The 18,387-nt window shown below is 49.5% G+C and carries 14 protein-coding genes; 9 read left to right on the forward strand and 5 right to left on the reverse strand.

Annotated elements, in window-relative coordinates:
* Positions 1–64: 64 nt before the first annotated feature.
* Positions 65–526, forward strand: a complete 462-nt coding sequence (locus J7619_RS19735; RefSeq protein ID WP_291202475.1) for a PA2169 family four-helix-bundle protein — start codon at positions 65–67, stop codon at positions 524–526.
* 67 nt (positions 527–593) lie between these two features.
* Here the strand turns inward: J7619_RS19735 and J7619_RS19740 are convergent, their stop codons facing one another.
* From J7619_RS19740 to J7619_RS19750, 3 genes are all read right to left on the reverse strand, one after another.
* Positions 594–869 carry a hypothetical protein gene (locus tag J7619_RS19740; RefSeq protein WP_291202478.1) on the reverse strand — a complete coding sequence of 92 codons (276 nt, stop codon included), beginning with the start codon at positions 867–869 and terminating at the stop codon, positions 594–596.
* A gap of 50 nt (positions 870–919) precedes the next feature.
* A complete protein-coding gene (locus J7619_RS19745) occupies positions 920–1,168 on the reverse strand; it encodes a hypothetical protein (RefSeq protein WP_291202481.1) in 249 nt (82 codons plus the stop codon).
* Between the two features lie 75 nt (positions 1,169–1,243).
* Positions 1,244–1,636 carry a hypothetical protein gene (locus tag J7619_RS19750; RefSeq protein ID WP_291202484.1) on the reverse strand — a complete coding sequence of 131 codons (393 nt, stop codon included), beginning with the start codon at positions 1,634–1,636 and terminating at the stop codon, positions 1,244–1,246.
* A gap of 300 nt (positions 1,637–1,936) precedes the next feature.
* Here J7619_RS19750 and J7619_RS19755 point away from each other — a divergent pair, with 300 nt between their 5' ends.
* Positions 1,937–2,308, forward strand: a complete 372-nt coding sequence (locus J7619_RS19755) for a hypothetical protein (protein ID WP_291202487.1) — start codon at positions 1,937–1,939, stop codon at positions 2,306–2,308.
* Positions 2,309–3,036: 728 nt separating this feature from the next.
* Here J7619_RS19755 and J7619_RS19760 read toward each other — a convergent pair.
* Positions 3,037–4,374 carry a C10 family peptidase gene (locus tag J7619_RS19760; RefSeq protein WP_291202490.1) on the reverse strand — a complete coding sequence of 446 codons (1,338 nt, stop codon included), beginning with the start codon at positions 4,372–4,374 and terminating at the stop codon, positions 3,037–3,039.
* 622 nt (positions 4,375–4,996) lie between these two features.
* On the opposite strand from J7619_RS19760, the gene J7619_RS19765 reads away from it, so the two are divergent.
* The 7 genes from J7619_RS19765 (at position 4,997) to J7619_RS19795 (ending at position 16,662) form a co-directional block, all read left to right on the forward strand.
* Positions 4,997–5,800, forward strand: a complete 804-nt coding sequence (locus tag J7619_RS19765) for a glycerophosphodiester phosphodiesterase family protein (protein WP_291202493.1) — start codon at positions 4,997–4,999, stop codon at positions 5,798–5,800.
* Positions 5,801–5,885: 85 nt separating this feature from the next.
* Positions 5,886–6,440, forward strand: coding sequence for an RNA polymerase sigma factor (locus J7619_RS19770; protein WP_291202496.1), 555 nt, complete (start codon positions 5,886–5,888; stop codon positions 6,438–6,440).
* A 20-nt stretch (positions 6,441–6,460) separates the two neighbouring features.
* Complete coding sequence (locus J7619_RS19775) at positions 6,461–7,462, forward strand: FecR family protein (RefSeq protein ID WP_291202499.1); 1,002 nt, start codon at positions 6,461–6,463, stop codon at positions 7,460–7,462.
* 118 nt (positions 7,463–7,580) lie between these two features.
* Positions 7,581–11,018, forward strand: a complete 3,438-nt coding sequence (locus J7619_RS19780; RefSeq protein WP_291202502.1) for a TonB-dependent receptor — start codon at positions 7,581–7,583, stop codon at positions 11,016–11,018.
* Between the two features lie 41 nt (positions 11,019–11,059).
* Positions 11,060–12,502, forward strand: coding sequence for a RagB/SusD family nutrient uptake outer membrane protein (locus tag J7619_RS19785; protein ID WP_291202505.1), 1,443 nt, complete (start codon positions 11,060–11,062; stop codon positions 12,500–12,502).
* 179 nt (positions 12,503–12,681) lie between these two features.
* The gene (locus tag J7619_RS19790) at positions 12,682–13,122 is read left to right on the forward strand and encodes a hypothetical protein (RefSeq protein ID WP_291202508.1); all 441 of its coding nucleotides are present in this window, start codon (positions 12,682–12,684) and stop codon (positions 13,120–13,122) included.
* Between the two features lie 12 nt (positions 13,123–13,134).
* Positions 13,135–16,662, forward strand: coding sequence for a VCBS repeat-containing protein (locus J7619_RS19795; RefSeq protein ID WP_291202511.1), 3,528 nt, complete (start codon positions 13,135–13,137; stop codon positions 16,660–16,662).
* 279 nt (positions 16,663–16,941) lie between these two features.
* Here the strand turns inward: J7619_RS19795 and J7619_RS19800 are convergent, their stop codons facing one another.
* Positions 16,942–18,381, reverse strand: a complete 1,440-nt coding sequence (locus J7619_RS19800) for a glycoside hydrolase family 30 beta sandwich domain-containing protein (RefSeq protein ID WP_291202514.1) — start codon at positions 18,379–18,381, stop codon at positions 16,942–16,944.
* Positions 18,382–18,387: the final 6 nt, after the last annotated feature.

Genomic DNA, 18,387 nt, shown 5'->3' on the forward strand with positions numbered 1-18,387 from the left:
GCTGCGCGAGAGTGGTTTGGAACAATAGTTTTTGTAAATGCCGCATCACTAATCATGCATAATCATGGCAAATGCAGCAATTATAGAAACACTCAATGACCTGATCCTGATCAACAACGACCGCATCGTAGGCTACGAAAAGGCCTATGACGAAACGGACACCAGCGATACCGACCTTCGTTCGGTTTACAACAGCCTTGCAAACCATAGCCGCGACAATGTGGTTGAATTAAGCAGCGAGGTTACCGCATTGGGTGGTGAACCCGCTACGGGTACTATGGTATCTGGCAAGTTGTACCGGGTTTGGATGGATGTCCGCTCCGCATTCAGCAGCGATAGCCGCAAAACTTCACTGGAAAATTCGGAATTCGGGGAGGATGCGGCGCAGAAAGCGTATAACTCGGCCCTTGAATCGGATGAGCTGACACCTGAGCTCCGGGCACTGATCACACGTCAGAAAGCCACGCTGAAAAGCGGTCACGACACGATCAAGCGGCTCCGCGATGCGGAAAACGCTTATCATTAACATCAGATTACAGTTCATCAGCAAACAAAAGGGGCCGGTTATTCCGGCCTCTTTTTTAGTTTTTACGCTATGGCTTCCCGACTTTATCGTCATGCTTCTTCTGCGTCGAATCGGCATTCAGATTGGATTGGTTACTGGGATAGCCAAGTGAATCGTCCTGGCTATCAGCGCCAACACCGATGTCTTTCCGGCTTTCCGCGCCGCTGCTGTCGTTTGGCGTCGTTTCCGACCGGCTCCCGGAGCCTTCTACGGTCGTTTCGCGGTTATTGGTCGAATCGCACGATGACAGCAGCATGGCGGCACCGAAGCTGAGCATTAAAAATCTGGCTTTGAATCGGTTCATAAGGATCTTCATTTGTTGATTGGTGCTGCCCTTCACAAAAATGATACCCGTTATGCGCGGCCTTTTGCATCCCAATGATCTTTGAGCAATGTGCCCGATGGATCGCGGACCATTACTCGCGCGAATCGTTCGCCGACGATACGGCCTTGCGCATTACGGCTGCCGATGAAAAGCATGGTGGGATTCCCATCGGCGTCAGTGCGGAAAGTCAGGTCGTATCTCCCGAATTTTTTGTCGATCGTGCTTTCCGGCTCGTAGCGTCTGGAAAGCTCTTTCAATAGTTTGTCGCCAATCTTCATGATTGCTCGCTGGTTACGGGTATCTCCGACAGAGTAAGCTCGGCGATCGGAAAAGGTCTGCCAGGCGCCCCCGTATTATTCCTTATAGGTTGTGATGAGTATTTCCGAATCCGCCAACGCCGTGATCGAATGTGCCAGATGGGCATGGAACGACATCATTTGGCCGGTTGTGGTGTAAAATACCCGGCCTTCCGTTTCCACTTTCAGTTCCCCTGCCAGCACCTGGAATGTGAGGCATTCGTCAATCGAATGGTCGTTGACCATCGCGCCCGATTTCAGAATGGCGACGACAATCGTGATTTTGTCTGATTTGTAGACAGTAATTGCATTCCGGTCATTCTTTGCCCATGATTTTTCCGATCTGAGCTGTTCAAGGTAGGTAGGAATATCGCTGAACACATATGGCGCATCCAGGATACGGTCTCCCTCAGGGCGGTTTCCGGTCGAGTGATTGGATTTGATTTCCATTGATATGCTGAATAAGGTGTTGATCAATAGGTTTTAGGACGCAGGAAAATCATGCCATTATGATATTAATAATTATTTTAATAAATTTTATAAAAAAATCCTGTTAAAGCAACCCTTCGTCCTACTTCGCCCGGGAGCGGAATCGCCTCACCTGAATTGCTTTTTACCGTGAAATATTTGGCTCAAACGAATGACTTTTGCCTTTTGATCACAAGATCGACCGTTGAATAAATGAAATGGTACTTTTTTTAGAGTTATTCCATTATTTTTGGGCATCACACTCTTAACTAAAATTTAGCTGTGGAATTTAATAACAGGGAAATCGGCGCTACACTTATTCTGGTCTGCATGGTAGCTTTTTGGACTTTATCGTCTATTCGCAGGCGGATCGCGGAAGAGAGAAAGAAGAAGATTCTCAAACAAGGCGTTCAGGCGAACGCTACCGTTCTAGCCATCCGGCCGACGGGCGAATACCTCAACAACCTGCCCGAGTTTCAGGTGCAGGTGCAGGTACAATCAAAGGCCGGTAATGATTTTGTAACGGAGATGAGGGAGGTCCTTCCTTTTGCCAAATATGACTCCCTCCGCAAAGGCACGCAAGTACTCGTTAAATATGATCCCGAATATTACAAAAGAGCGATTTTCCTGCAAATGGCAGAGACGCTGATTTAATTTCTGGTCTACACCGACTTTTCATAAGGGCCCGCGGGCCCTTTTTCTTTGCCTCCTTATCAGTTGGACATTTCTACAAGCATGGTTAAGGCCTTTGGCATAGTCTGTTAGATTTTCATCCAGGATTTGATCGCCTACTTTCAGTTGTCAGAAATCCAACAAAAAGAGGGTGTCTCAATTCAAAGATGAGACACCCTCTTTTTGTTGGATTTCGAAAATTATTTGGCCTTCAACCTTATCCGACTTACTCAGTTGTTTTTGGTTTGAATCGCCTTATCGTTGACGATAGTAGATATCTACGGTATCATTTGCAGGATTGTAATCTCCGTTCATTAACTGACTGGTTATGAGTGGAGTCTCGGCAGACCCTGTAAGAATAAATCTAATAGACTTGATTCCTCCATCCGAAACAGATCGGAAGTAGTACTTGCGCTCTTTCGTGTCCGCTGAATACTGCTCTAAATTTGCCAAAGACGCTATAATGTTGCCATTACGCCTTATCACTAATGAATCCGAAACATTTCTTAACGTTTGCGTGGTGTCGGTGATGACTGATCCAGTTTTCTTATTAACTATCTTGACAGTTGTACAGACATCGCAAGGAGGAAAAACGCGATCAAATAATTCAAATTCATCTTTCCGACAACCATCACAACTGATTAACGAAGTAAATTCGGCGACAAATGCCAATGTTAAAGATACACGTATAACTTTCATAGTAGTCGAGTCTATGGTCTAAAACCGTAGGTTGCATGCAGGTACGATCGGTAATTTAGCGCACTACCAAAGAAATTTCCCAACGCATAGTAGTTGTTATCGCTACCGTACCAGCCCCAATTTATATGATACAACTTTACCCATGTTTCGATGCACTGAGCGTAAGGGTCTTCTGGCTCGACGTAATGTTTCCAAGTATCAATACCATCGACAACCCAAATATGAAATTTCCCAATATCATCGGTTCCCTTCGTACCATCTATAATAGCTGGATACCCATACGTTAACTCGGAAAGTGCATGATTTTCATATGTGTCCCAGGTTACTCTTGTCCCCGGATTTGAGTAGCCAGTATAGAAAAAAGCGTTTTTGATCTCAGTCCTATATGTTAACGTGGCACAATCTAAAAAAGTGTAGTCAGAGTTTGCCCAGTAACCCGCCTCTTTAATCAAAGCAGAAATTTGCATGTCTTGTGTATTACTGCTGGCACAACTATAACTTGTGAGATTGTAAAATGGATAATTTAGTGTTTGAGCTCCAAGTGGGTTGAACATAGACAAACTGGTTGGTTTTCTAAGATTGGTTGCGTTCCATACTTGTGCAATCGCCACAGGGCCACATCCTGCCGCTGCCTTGTTACAATCGACTGCTTTTGCGCAGCCCCGGCTGGGACAGTATCTATTGTAGCCTGAGCCTTGTCCCCATTGTGTTTGCAAAATCGGCTGTACAAAAGCATCCCAATCGTCAGCGCAATTTCTTCCAGGAGGAAGTTGTGGGTCAGGTTCCCCGCTTATCCGGCCCGCTTTGATGTCGGCTCTTTTTTCGAAATCTTTCCATAGAGCTTCTATGTCTTTTTCGGGTTTATTCAGTTGCTGTTTTCCTTGCCTGGCCTGATCTTTGACATGACTTAACCAAATTTGGATGCCAGGATTATCCAGATGAAATGAGCCAGTGTCTCCCCTAGCGAATATAGGAGTCATTCGTCTATCCGCGGAAATAATCATAAAACCCCTGTCCTCTTTGTTTTCTCCCTCGTATTCGATTAAGTGCATCAAATCAGTTCCATCGTCATCCTTAAATGTTTGCTTTCTTTTAATTTTTTTGGGTTTGTTGTTGGATGGCCGTTGATCGTCGCTTGGGCCAGTTGTGCGCAGACTTCTTTCTTTGATAGCGCTGTTGTTCAAATCCATGTAGCTATCAGCAACTTCCAGCGCTCTGGATATGTCTACCGTCAATGATCGATCAGGTTCTGAATTTGCTGGATAAAGTTCTTTATATTCCTGTTGACACTGAAAAATACAAATACTTAGAAGGGCGAGAAAGACTGGTCGTATTAATTGTTTTTTCATGGTTATTAAATAAAAAGATGAAAAATAGTTAAAAGCTTAGGGGATTATTTTACGGGATATTCTCATTTCAAAATATTTTCAACCGCACAACGGACTTTTGTGCACTAGAAAATAATGCACTTGATTTCATTAAACAGCAAAAATATTTTATTGAATTGGGCTACTTTGTGAGTTGACCGTCATGCGGTGAAGAAAGAAATGGAGGAATGTTCAATCAGGATAGTCAAAAATTTACATCTTCGAGTGCACTCAAAGATTCCATGAGTATAAAATGGGAGGAGGGGGGGGCTTTAATGAAACGATTAATTTGCAAGCCTCCCTACCCATATGAATTAAATGCCAGCCAGTAGCTTGGCTCAGAACAAAAAATAAAGTGTGTGTACAGCGCTTTACGAATTGGTGTGTGTAATTGACCTTGGGGTGTGTAGTTGATTCAGGCTGACAGGTACAAATCAAACACCTAAAATTCTTCCTCCCAAAGTTGTTGAATGACAGGCCGGGCTGAATGATCAATCGGTAAATCGCAACCTGATTAGCCCGTTTTTGACGACTTTATGTTATTGTTAAGGGTATTTTCGGAAGCTCGTCCGGTGGTACCTTTACAATCTCAAAAAGATCTTCCATGAAGCAACTTTTTTCGCTGATACTTGCCTTTGTTCCGATAATGTACGCTGCCGACGTATACGGCCAGGGTAAGACGATTCGTCTGATAGCCCACCGGGGTGGGGTAGTGGACAGCACTTTTACGGAAAATGGGCTGCCGGCTTTGAAGGAGGCAGTCAGGCAGGACTACAAAATGGTCGAAACCGATATGCGCGTAACGGCCGACGGTGTTTTAATCGCCAACCACGATGCTGATTTCAAACGGTTTTATGGCGATCCGCGTAAAGTGACGGAGACGAAATGGACGGAGGCCCGCGCATTAACCAGTAAGCTGGATGGCAACCATCCAATGCTCCTCGACGACGTGTTCAGATTTTGTGCTGAAAATAAAATGGCCGTCATGCTGGATAACAAGATCGCCGGAATGGATTCCTTGCTCTTCTCCGGGCTGATCGGGATGCTGGATCGGTACCACCTGCGGGAGACGGCTATCATGATCGGCACCGACGAGTCCACCGGATTTTTTACTGGCAAAGTGCGGCTAAGCTGTTCCAGAAAGCAGTTGGAAGAAAATATGAAAAAGCCCGGCTACTCGCCAGATCACTATTACCTGTTCGAAAGGCCGGCCAGTCTCACGCACGAGGACGTATCGTGGGCGCGCCAGCATGATATCCGCGTGGTGGCAGCGATCAATAAATACCATTACCGACAATCGGCGAACATGATGGCCGATGCCAAAAAGGATTGCGAGCGCATGCTCGAATACGGCGTAACCGAGTTTCAGATCGATTCGGAGTTCAGGCAATTCCTGCTGAAAAAATAATTTTTCTAAAAAAGTGACCCACCGTTTTAGGGGTTGGCGGAAGTTGTTTGACTATACATACAGATCCGAGTAAAGGAGCACCCTCATGACTAAATTTCTAACCGACGAACAGCTGGTGAAGCAGCTCCGCGAAGGCAACAAGCGTGCTTTCGGGGAGATCTACGACCGTTACTGGTATAAGCTGTTCTGCATTTCCTATCATCAGGTAGGGTCGCGGGAGGAATCGGAGGAGCTGGTGCATGATATATTCGAGAGCCTGTGGAACAAGCGGTCGGATACCGAAATCCGGAACCTGGCGACGTACCTGGTGATCGCGATGAAATACCGGGTGACGAATTTTATCAAATCACAGATCACCTGGCGACGGTATCAGGAATATCTGATCCTGAACAAAATCCAGGAAACCTATTCGACAGACGAGATCGTGCAGTTTTCGGATCTTTCACGCGCGGTGGATGAGGTCATGCGTAAGCTGCCGGAAAAGACCAGCCGGGTGTTCCAGCTGAGCCGGTTTGAAAACCGGCCGGTGAAAGACATCGCCGAGGAGTTGAATATCTCCGAGAAAGCCGTGGAGTACCATATTACTAAATCATTGAAAGCATTGAGAGAAAATCTCTGGATGTATTATTCCAGCAACTAAACCTATACACGCCTCCGCAAATGACACCTGAAAGTTACGACCAACTGATTCAAAAATATATCGCCGGGCAAACCACGGCGGAAGAAGACTTGCGGGTGGAGCAATATCTGCAGGAGAACCCGGTGGAAGACTCCGACGTGCTCCTATCCGAAAAAGACGAGATTGGTCAGCGTATCCGGCAGAAGCTTCTGGCCAATACGACAAGAAAGCCGGTTAAAATAGGCTGGTGGACTGCTGCTGCTGCTTCGGTGGCTTTGCTGGCAGGAGTATTTTGGTATAACGCTCCCGGGCAGACTAGCTATTTCCCTGCATTAAGCTCCATTTGGACGTGGAATGATGATCATGAAGGGTTTGCCGTAAGTAATACTTCGCACAAGCCTCAGCGGCTCACTTTGGAGGATGGTAGCGTGGTGATCCTGCAACCCAACAGCCGGATCAGTTATCCCGAGCATTTCGGAGAGCGTAAAAGAATTGTTTATCTGCATGGCGAGGCCTTTTTCCAGGTGAAGAGGGATGTGACCAAACCATTTATCGTTTCGACGGAAAATCTGGCTACGCAGGTTTTGGGCACGAGCTTCAATGTAAAATCGTATGATGGCGCCGGCTCGATCGAGGTGCAGGTGGCTACCGGGCGTGTTTCAGTTTATGAAACCTCCGACAGCAAGACCGCGAGCAAAAACGGTTTTATCCTGACGCCCAATCAGAAGGTTGTCTTCGATAAGGATTCGCGGAAGATGGAACTGGGAATCGTGAAGAACCCAGTGGCCGTCAAAAAGGCCGAGGCGGGTGCCCGGTTTGAGTTTGCCGAAACGCCCGCTGCGGATGTGCTGGCATTGCTGGAAAAGACCTACGGTATTGATATTGTCGTAGAAGGCGATGTGCTGCGGAATTGTCTTTTCACAGGCGACCTCAATGAACTGCCGATGTTCGATCAGCTTGATCTGATCTGTAAGGCCGTAAATGTAGAATACGAACGCCGCGGCGCTTCCCTGTTTATTTCGGGCGAAGGCTGTGGTAACTGATGGAGAAAGAAAAGCAAGCCGGCCATGCGCTAACATGTCCGGCCATTTTGAATACCCTTCCTGGCAGAAGGATACTGTTTGTTTTTGAGTTGTTCAGTTCACAAAAACCTTTAAAATTATGCATAAAAAAATACCCTACAAAAGGGTTGTTTACAAAGTCATGAGTACTACCGCTAAACAACTTTTGCTTGCTTTGATATGCTGCGGGATCTCCATGGCACACGGCGTTTACAGCCAGGAATTGCTGAACAAAGAGATTTCGCTGAAAGTCGAATCGTTGGAAATCAGGCAGGTATTGCGCCAGATTGAGAAACAGGCCGACGTCAAGTTTGTATACAGCTCGGGCAGCATCCAGGGCCGGAGTACCGTGGCGGCCAAGCAGCTTCAGGGTTCGCTGAATCGTGTACTCGACCAACTGCTTACACCCCTCAATGTTTCTTACGAGGTGGTGGGCAATTCGAGGATATTGCTGAGAAAAAAGAACGACCCGCAAAGCGCAGCGCCCTTTAGCGCCAGGATCGCGGGCACAACGGCCGATCGGACGATTACCGGAAAGGTAGTGGACGAGAAAGGCGACGGCTTGCCGGGCGTAAATATCCTCATTGTAGGCAGCCAGAAAGGCACGACATCCGATCAAAATGGTCAGTTCCAGCTTGATGTGCCGGATAACGGCGCCACGCTTCGCTTTTCCTTTATTGGCTATGTGAGCCAGGATGCGGTAGTCGCCAACGGCTCCGTCATGAACATTACGATGGTTCCCGATGTGAGCGCATTGAAAGAGGTGGTAGTAGTAGGTTACGGAACGCAGGAGAAAAAAGATGTAACGGGTGCTGTATCGTCAGTGAAAGGTTCTGATTTTCAAAACCTTCCTTCGGGTGGTGCGCAGCAGGCGTTACAGGGCCGTGCGGCGGGCGTGAACGTGATCCGCAACGGCGGTGCGCCGGGTGATGCGGGTACCATCCAGATCCGTGGTTTCGGAACGGTAAACAATGCCGATCCGCTGGTGGTGATCGATGGTGTACCCGCCGGTTCGATGAACGACGTGAACCCGAACGATATCGAATCGATTGAAATCCTGAAAGACGCTTCGGCATCCGCTATTTACGGAACACGTGCGGCAAACGGCGTGGTGATCATCACTACCAAGCGCGGTACTTTCGACAACCCGATCAGCGTGACCGTCAATGGATACGCCGGTATCAGCAACCGTATCAAAACCCTCGATATGCTTGAAGCGCCAGATCTGGCCGCATTGAAGCGGGAGGCATATAAAAATGACGGCTTGCCCGTACCGCCGATTTGGGAGGATACACAATACCAAACCCAGAAGACCAACTGGCAGGACGCATTGCTCAAACAGGGCGTCACCCAGAACTACGATGCGGCGATCCGCGGCGGCGGCAAGTATTCGTCCTTCTCGATTTCGGGAGGTTACTATAATGAAAAGGGTATTATCGGCAAGTCCTATTATAAAAGATATACATTCCGCGTCAATTCGGACCATAAGATCGGATCGAGGCTGAAAATAGGGCAGAACCTGCAATTCACGAATACGCATAATACCTCGCCCAACACGACATCTTCGCAAACCGGTTTGCTCTGGAGCGCGATCCGTTTCCATCCGGGCCTTCCGATCCGCAATGCCGACGGCTCTTACAGTTCAACCAAAGGTATCGGGGCGTTCGGGGATATCAACAACCCCATTTTTACGGTCGATACACAGGATCAGAACAATATCCGTAACCGCATTTTGGGTAGCCTTACCGGCGAGCTTGAACTGCTCAAAGGCCTGAAACTGCGTGCTAACCTGGCCATGGACGCGACTTTTTCGGAAAGCACGAATTTTGATGTCAAAATCAATGATCAGTTCCGTACCAATTCCTACAACCAGCTGGATCTGACACATGGCAAGTACTGGTCGTTTTTGCAGGAGTATTTTCTTTCCTATGACAAGAAATTCGGTGCGCACAGCCTGAATCTTGTCGGCGGTTATACTTCTCAGACATTCAACAGTATTTCTTCCAAACAACGTGGCCGTGATTTTGCCAGCGAGGATCCCACGCTGCGCTATCTGCAATATGCGGGAACGATCGTATCGGTGGCCGGCGAAGACGGTAACCGCAGCTACGACGCGCTGGCTTCGTGGTTTGGTCGTGCCAACTATTCGCTCATGGACCGCTACCTGCTGACGGCCACATTCCGTGCGGATGGTTCTTCCAAATTCGCGCCGGGCAACCGCTGGGGCTATTTCCCGGCTTTCTCATTGGGATGGCGACTGTCGGAAGAAGATTTCTTCAAGAATGCATTGCCGGTGTTCAGCAACTTCAAGCTGACGGGCGGCTGGGGACAGCTGGGTAACCAGAACGTAAACTCGTTACAATACCTGGCGCTGATCAACTCGTCGTATCGCTACGCATTGGGTGCAGGCGGCACGCAAAACCCGATCTCGGGTGCTGCGCAGAGCCGTCTGGCTAACCTGCAAATAGGCTGGGAAACTGCGGAAATGAGCAATTTCGGTGTGGAAGCAGGGCTTTGGAAAAATGCATTATACCTCTCGGTTAACTACTTTATCAAGGATACCAAGAAAATGCTGCTCGCGCCGCCGTCTGTCGGAACGATTGGTACTTCTATTATTCCTGATCAGAATATCGGTCAGCTGCGCAACAAAGGCGTGGAAATCGAAGCGTCTTATCGTCATTCCTTCGGCGATCTTACGCTGAACCTGAGTGGTAATGCGACGTTGATTAAAAACCGCATTACGCAACTCGCCACGCCGGGCGGCTTCCTCGCGTCGCAGCTATACGGCCGCGGGCAGCAGGAGATCGTGCGTACGTACGAGAACAATCCTTACGGCACATTCTATGGCTATAAAACGAATGGTTTGTATCAAAGCCAGGCTGAAATCGACGGCGATCCTAACATTGCCAACGATTCCCGGAAAACCAACGGACAGATCCATCCCGGCGACGTCCGCTTCCTGGATTTGAATGGCGATGGTATTGTCGACGACAAAGACCGGACCATCATCGGAAGCCCTCAGCCGAAAATCAACTATGGCTTGAATGCGGGGTTAAACTACAAAGGGTTTGATTTTAACCTGTTCTTCGTGGGTGTAGGCGGCGTTTCGATTTTTAATGCCGACCGCATGCAGGGACTCGACGCGAGCTATTCTTTCAATTTGTATAAAGAGGCGAGCGAGCGCTGGAATGGTGCCGGCACCAGCAACACTGTGCCGCGCCTGAGTATCGACAACCCGAACCGTAACTTCCGTCCTTCGGACCTGTTTATTGAGAAAGGGGATTTCTTCCGCCTGAAAAACTTCACGCTAGGTTATACTATCCCAAAAACGGTGATCGAGAAAGTGAAATTGACGCAGGCGAGGATTTACATTACCGGACAGAACGTATTCACATTGACCAAATACACAGGTCTGAACCCCGAGCTGGGTTATGTAGGCGGAGACAAGGCAGCGGGATTGTACAACCAGCTGAATGTCGATTACGCGCAATATCCGCAGGCACGTACCTGGACGATCGGCGCAACTTTGTCCTTTTAACCAAAATTCAGATCGAAAGCAGATACCAAAGACGACCCGATATGAAAAAGATATATGTAATGGCCGGATGGCTTTTCCTGATGGCCGCAACCAGTTGCAACGACGACCTGCTCGACAGCACGCCTTACGGACAGGTCACCTCCCAACAGTTCTGGCGCAACGGCGACGACGTAGTGGCCGCCACCAATGCCATTTATGCCCCCTTGCTGAACGAAGACGGCTTTGCTCACACCGAATACACCTTCGATAACTGCTCCGACGACATGAACCGCGCAGGTGACCACTCCGACGAGACTTCACTTGAAATGTTCACGTTCGATGCGGCTAATTCACACATTCTTGCGACCTGGTCGACCAAATATGAGGTGATATCACGTGCGAATGCAGTGCTGATCAACGCCCCGAAGGTGACCATGGACGAGGCATTGCGCAACCGCAGCATGGGCGAGGCGTATTTTCTTCGTGGATTTGTATACTGGCGCTTGTCGCTGATTTACGGCGAAGTACCTATTATTCTCGAAGATGACGCTTTAAATAATAACTATAACAAACCGAAAGCAACCCTTGCGGAGGTGCGTGCGCAGGCTGAATCGGATTTCCAGAAGGCAGCTGCGCTGCTGCCCGTGAGCTATGACGATGCACAGTCGGGCAGGGTTACGCAAGGTTCCGCGAACGGCTTTCTTACCAAATTGTATGTTTACCAGGAAAACTGGGCCAAGGCGATCGAATCGGGACAGAAAGTGATTGGTAATGCAGCTTACAAGCTGGCGGCCAACTACGACGAAAACTTCCAGCTCGTGACCGAAAACAACCCCGAAATCCTGTTTTCACTGCAATACGAAACCGGCTGGACGACCGACAACTCCCCAACCTTCTACCACACGCCGCAGGCATTCGGCGGCTGGGGCTTCCATGAGCCGATCGAAGACCTGGTGCAGGAGTTCGAAAAAGGTGATCCGCGCCGCTCTTATTCCATTTATAGTCCGGGTGACAAGGTGCCTCGCGGTTCGGCGGGAACGACAACTTTCGCAGCGAATATGACCCGTGTAACAGGGTATTCATTCCGCAAATACACCAGCTTTACCGACGCCGGCGATATGAGCCAGAGCCTGAATGCCCCTTTCCTGCGTTCGGCGGATGTGTATCTGCTCGTGGCCGAAGCGAAGATCCGTTCAGGGCAAAGTGGGGATACCGAGCTGAACGCCGTGCGGAAGCGCGCCGGGCTGGCGGCTAAAACAGGTGCGAAAATGGCCGACATCATGCACGAGCGCCGCGTGGAGCTGGCTGGCGAAAATGAACGTCACCAGGATCTGATGCGCTGGGACAAAGCCGGGTTGATCGACATTGCCGCGCATTACAAGATCGCCCGTGGACCATTCAAGCCAAGCCGCAATTTTATCAAACCTAAACATTATTACTTCCCGCTTCCGCAGCGTGAGGTGGATTTGAGTAATGGGGTTTTGAAGCAGAATGCTAATTATTAATGATTGAATGATTGAATGAGTGAATGAGTGAATGAAGTCGGGTGGGGTCAGGTATTGTCAGATGTTGTTCTTTAATAATGACAATTCATGACTACCTCTGACTACCCTGACTACCCCTGACCTGCTGGCTGTCAAACAACTATTCACTCGTTCACTCATTCATTCAAAATTAAACCCTTATGCATCCAACCCGCACCTTGCTAACCATTATCTTGCCGGCCCTGCTTCTTGCATCCTGCAAAACCCGTTCGCGTGCGCTCGAAGGCGTGTGGCGTACGGATTCGATCAGCAACTTTGTCAACGGGTTCAGTTTTACCAATAATACATTCGATGAACATTGGTCGACGTTCGAGTATGGTGCTGATGGGATGATGACCGAACGGAAAAAGGAGCGGTTCAGGACCTATCGTTACCAGCTTCCAACTGCCGATTCGCTCGTGTATACTGATTCGACAGGCCACCGGCTGAGCGGGTTTCAGATTGTGAAGCTATCGGACGAGCATTTGATATTGAAAAAGGCGCAGAAGCCTTACCTTCCCGGAAAAAACCAGGAACTGTATGAAGTCCGGTTTTTCACCAAAATCCATGACGCGCCTGCCGCAGCCGCAGAACCGCAATAACTGCTTTTGCCCATGACCCGTCCGCTACTGCTGTTTCTTTGTTTCATCGGGTTGATCGCAGCCTGTACTTCGAAAAAAGACGATCAAAAGCTGTTTGAACTGCTTTCTCCCGGCGAAACCGGCGTGCATTTCAACAACCGGCTCCATGAGGACGACCAGCTCAACATTCTCACCTACGAGTACTTTTACAACGGCGGCGGGGTAGGCGCAGGGGATATCAACAACGACGGCCTGACCGACTTGTTTTTCACAGGAAATATGTCGGAGAGCAAGTTGTATGTCAATAAAAGCAAGGATCAGCGAATTGAATTTGAGGATATTACTGCAAAGTCAGGTATTGAGATACCCGAGGGCTGGGCCAGGGGCGTGGCGATGGTGGATATCAATGCGGACGGTTTTCTGGACATTTATGTTTGTCGGGCCGGACCTGCACAGGCGGGCAAACTATCGAATCTGCTCTTCATCAACCAGAAAAACAACACATTTAAAGAGGAAGCCAGTGCCTATGGGCTGGATTACAGCGGCAATACAACGCAGGCTGCATTCTTCGATTACGACAACGACGGCGATCTGGATGCCTATCTCGTGACAAACGTGATGAATATGCGCGGGCCGAATAACATCCGCGCAAAAGTCAGTGATGGCTCGTCAGCCAATGCCGACCGCCTTTTCCGCAACAATGGGAATGGTACATTCTCCGACGTTTCGAAGGAATCGGGTATTCTGGAAGAAGGTTACGGACTGGGCATTGCGGTTACCGACGTGAACAACGATGGCTGGCCGGATGTCTACATTTCAAATGATTATGTTTCCAATGACTTGCTGTACATCAACCAGCAGAATGGCACATTTAAAAATGAAATAGCCACTTATTTCAAACACCAGAGCTACTCGGCCATGGGGAATGACGCGGCGGATATCGACAACGACGGGCTGGTCGACTTCATTACCGTGGATATGCTGCCCGAAGACCCCGTTCGCCGTAAGAATATGTTCGGGCTGATGAATTATGACCGGCATTTGTCGGAGTTGAGAATGGGTTACGAGCCGCAATTCATGCGTAACACATTGCAGCATAACGAGGGCAGCGTTCCGGGGCAAAACCGGCCTGCGTTCAGTGAAATAGGACGGTATGCGGGTGTGGAAGCCACCGATTGGAGTTGGGGTGCATTGTTTGCCGACTACGACAACGACGGTTTCCGCGACCTGATGATCACCAACGGCTATCCCAAGGACATTACCAACCGGGATTTCGTGATCTACCGTATGGCTGAGTACGAAATGCAGATGCGGTCGGGCAGCGGCGACAGCCGCAAGCTTGCCGAAGCATTGAAAAAAGTGGAAGGTGCCCATGTGCCGAATTATCTTTTCTCCAACAACCACGACCTTACATTCACCAATAAATCAGCCGAGTGGGGCTTTGATATTCCCTCATTCTCCAACGGAGCTGTGTATGCCGACTTCGACAACGACGGCGATCTGGACGTGGCGATGAATAACATCGATCGCGAAGCATTTCTATACGAAAACCATTCAGAGCGGAAGCCTGACCAACATTCACTGACGGTCAAACTGAAAGGCCCGACGTTGAACCGTGACGGTTTGGGAGCTAAAATCTGGCTTTGGACGGCCAAAGGCCAGCAATACGCCGAGCATTCACCTTACCGCGGTTATCAATCGACGACGGAACCGAACCGCGAGCATTTTGGCTTGGGTAATGCGGCGCAGATTGATAGCCTCACGATCATCTGGCCCGATTCGAAGGTTCAGGTAATGAAGAATGTGAAGGCTGATCAGCTTATTGAACTGGATCATGCCAAAGCAACAGACAATATACCCGTAAATGCTCCGGCAGGCCCTCCGCCGTTTGCCGCTTTGAAAAGCAGCGGGATCGATTTTCAGCATAAGGACGATCTCTATATCGATTTTAAAATACAGCCGCTGTTACCGCATTTGTTATCCCAAAACGGCCCCGGTATTGCCGTGGCCGATGTGAATGGTGACGGGCTGGACGATTTTTATGTCGGCGGGGCATTCAACCAGTCGGGTCGCGTGTATGTGCAGGACAAGCGCCAGCATTTCACGTCGCGGATGCTGGTGGCCGGGCAGAAATATGAAGAGGATATGGGCTCGCTTTTCTTCGACGCGGACGGGGACGGCGACCAGGATTTGTATGTAGTGAGTGGAAGCAACGAATTTGAAGCCGGTTCCCGCTATTACCAGGATAGGCTTTATATGAATGATGGGAAAGGCAATTTTAAGCTAAATACAGCGGCATTACCGCCGCTTTCTGCCAGTGGTTCTACGGTGAATGCGGCCGATTTTGACCGTGATGGAGACCTTGATCTCTTCGTCGGCGGCAGGCTTTCTCCCGGTGCTTACCCGATGCCCGGCGAAAGTTATCTGCTCCGGAACGACGGCGGTAAGTTTGTGGAAGTAACACAGCAGATTTGCCCTGAAATTCAAAATATCGGCATGGTAACCACCGCGTTATGGACCGATTTCGATCGGGATGGTTGGGTTGACCTGATCGTAACGGGAGAGTGGATGCCCATTGTTTTTTATAAAAATAATCAGGGGAAACTGGTCAATGTGGCCGCACAGACAGGCTTGAAAAATACGACCGGCTGGTGGAATAGCATCGCTTCCGGTGATTTCGACGAGGATGGCGACACCGACTATGTGCTGGGCAACGTTGGCCTGAACAGCGAAGGAAAGCCATCCGTCGACAAACCCCTGACGTTACTGGCCAAGGATTTTGACAAAAGCGGTACCATGGACCCTGTAATGGCCCGCTACATCGGCAACGACTTGTATCCCACACATCCGCGCGACGAAATGACGAGCCAGATGAACTTCCTCAAAAAGCGGTTCGTCTATTACGCCGATTATTCCAAGGCGAAAATCACCGACATTTTCAAGCCCGAAGAACTGAAAGATGCGCGCAAACTAATCTGCGAAACCATGCAGTCGGTCATGCTCGAAAACAAGGGCAGCGGAAAGTTTGCATTGAAATACCTGCCACCCGCAGCCCAGATGGGCCCGGTTTATGGCTTGCTAGCCGAAGACTTTAATGGCGACGGGCATCTGGATCTGCTGCTGTCGGGCAACACTCATGCCACCGAGTCAATCAGCGGAAGGCTCGATGGGTTGAATGGATTGTTCATGCAAGGCGATGGAAAGGGTGGTTTTCGCCCGCTGAACGCCTCTGCAAGCGGCATTTCCGTGCCTGGCGATGCGAAGGGAATGGCGCATTTGCGGCTGGGTAATGGGGGATCGCTGGTCCTGGCAGCGCAAAACAATGGACCTTTGCTGGCGTTTGCATCCGGTGCGGGGGAGAAAATGGTTTACATCAAGCCTACGTCGCAGGATGTGTCCTTGCAAGCTGTCTATCAGGACGGACGAAAACGTTATGTCGAATTGACGTATGGTTCCGGATACCTTTCGCAGTCGGGCAGGAGCGTAGCGCTCCCACACGAGGGGTTAAAAAAAGTAATGCTTACCGACTCGCGTGGACGCGCCCGTGAGGTTAAGTTCTAATGCACTTGGGAGCATTCGAATTGCTGTTGCATGCCTGACGGCATTTCTGATAACCGCGTTGGCGTTTTTTTGCTACCAATGTTACATGCCTGACGGCATTTAATCGCACTCGAAATGATTCTCCACCACATCGAATATAATGCGAAATCGCGTAGCGATGTAACATTGGTAGAAACCACACCGTATGACTGAATTCCAAATGCCGTGAGGCATGCAACAACAAATACGGTGTGGAACGACGTTGCCAAACTGTCGTCGCTAGCTAATCGAAACAAACTATTACCAAACAAACGTCCCGACCGAACCCGCTTTCAAACTGGTTACCGCGACATTCGCCCCATCCTGAATCGTGAATTTCTTTTCTGCCTCCGAATCGTTCATGACGATCAGCACCTTCTTCCCGTCGGGCCGTAAAAATGCTACATTCAACAATTTCTCGTCGGGGTTTTTGCCAATCGTCGCATTCGTTTCGGAATCGATCCGGACGGAGCCGGGTAGCACGAATTTGGATGCGTGCGCTACCACATAGTATGCGGCATTGCGCGTGACGTTGTCGCCGTCGATCGTTACGCCGCCCAGGCAACGGTCGCAGCCGCCACGATCGGTGAAGGGGCGGTTTTGCGGGTTGCTGGTCAGGTTCCATTCCAGCACGGTGCGGGCCCAGTTTCGCGTGGCACCGATGGTGAGGTTCTTAATATGGTTAGGGAAATCCTTTTCAAAATTACCCGGGGCACCCATCCACTGCTCGGTGAAATAGAGGTGCCTGTCGGGATGTGCGTCGTGGACTTTCGACAATGCGTCGATAGTGCCGCCGTAAAGGTGGAACGCGGAGCCATTCACATATTTTTTAGCCTCGGGGTCGTCCAGGATCGAAATCGGGTACTCGGGCTTGTCGGCATTGTGGTCGTAAACGATAATTTTCGTGTCGATTTTAGCCTTTTCAAAGACGGGCCCCAAATGGTTTTTGACAAAAATAGCCTGGTCTTTGGCCAGCATCAGCAAGCTCGGATTGTTACCGGGGTGCAATGGCTCGTTTTGTACCGTAATGGCATCGATACGAATCCCTTCCTTTCGCATATCCCGAATGTATCGTACAAAATATTCGGCATAGGCATCATACCATTCGGGTTTCAGGCTTCCGCCACGCGTGTCGCCGTTGTCTTTCATCCATACCGGCGGTGACCATGGTGAGCCCAGGATTTTCAGTTTCGGGTTAATAGCTAATATTTCTTTCAAAACCGGTATGACGTCGTTGTGGTCGGGGCCGAGGTCGAAATGCTTCATTTCCGGGTCGGTCTGGCCTTGTGGGAGGTCATCGTAGGAGAATACCTTTTCGTTCAGGTCGGAGGCGCCAATGCTCACACGCAGGTAGGCCATTGCTATTCCATTGCCAGCGCCCGAAAACAGTTCTCTCAGCAATGCGGTACGGGCTGTTTTGCTCATGCCCATCAGGTGCTGCGCGCTGCCGCCGGTGAGCGTGAAGCCGAAGCCATCGATTTCCTGAAATTTCTTCCTCACATTTATGCTGATAACCGGTGTTTCGATGACGGTGTTCGTACCCGACTTTTGGAACGGCAGGCCGGGCTGGTGCTGGAATAGGGCCGATTTATCCAGATTAGTCAACCAGAAGTCAGCTTTCTTCGACTGGGCGGAAGCCGTCAGGCAGGTCAGCAGACAAATGCCAAGTAACAATGCAGGTTTAGGATTGAAGAACTTCATGGATTT

Source organism: Dyadobacter sp., assembly GCF_017744695.1.
In the GTDB taxonomy this organism is placed as follows: Bacteria; Bacteroidota; Bacteroidia; order Cytophagales; family Spirosomataceae; genus Dyadobacter.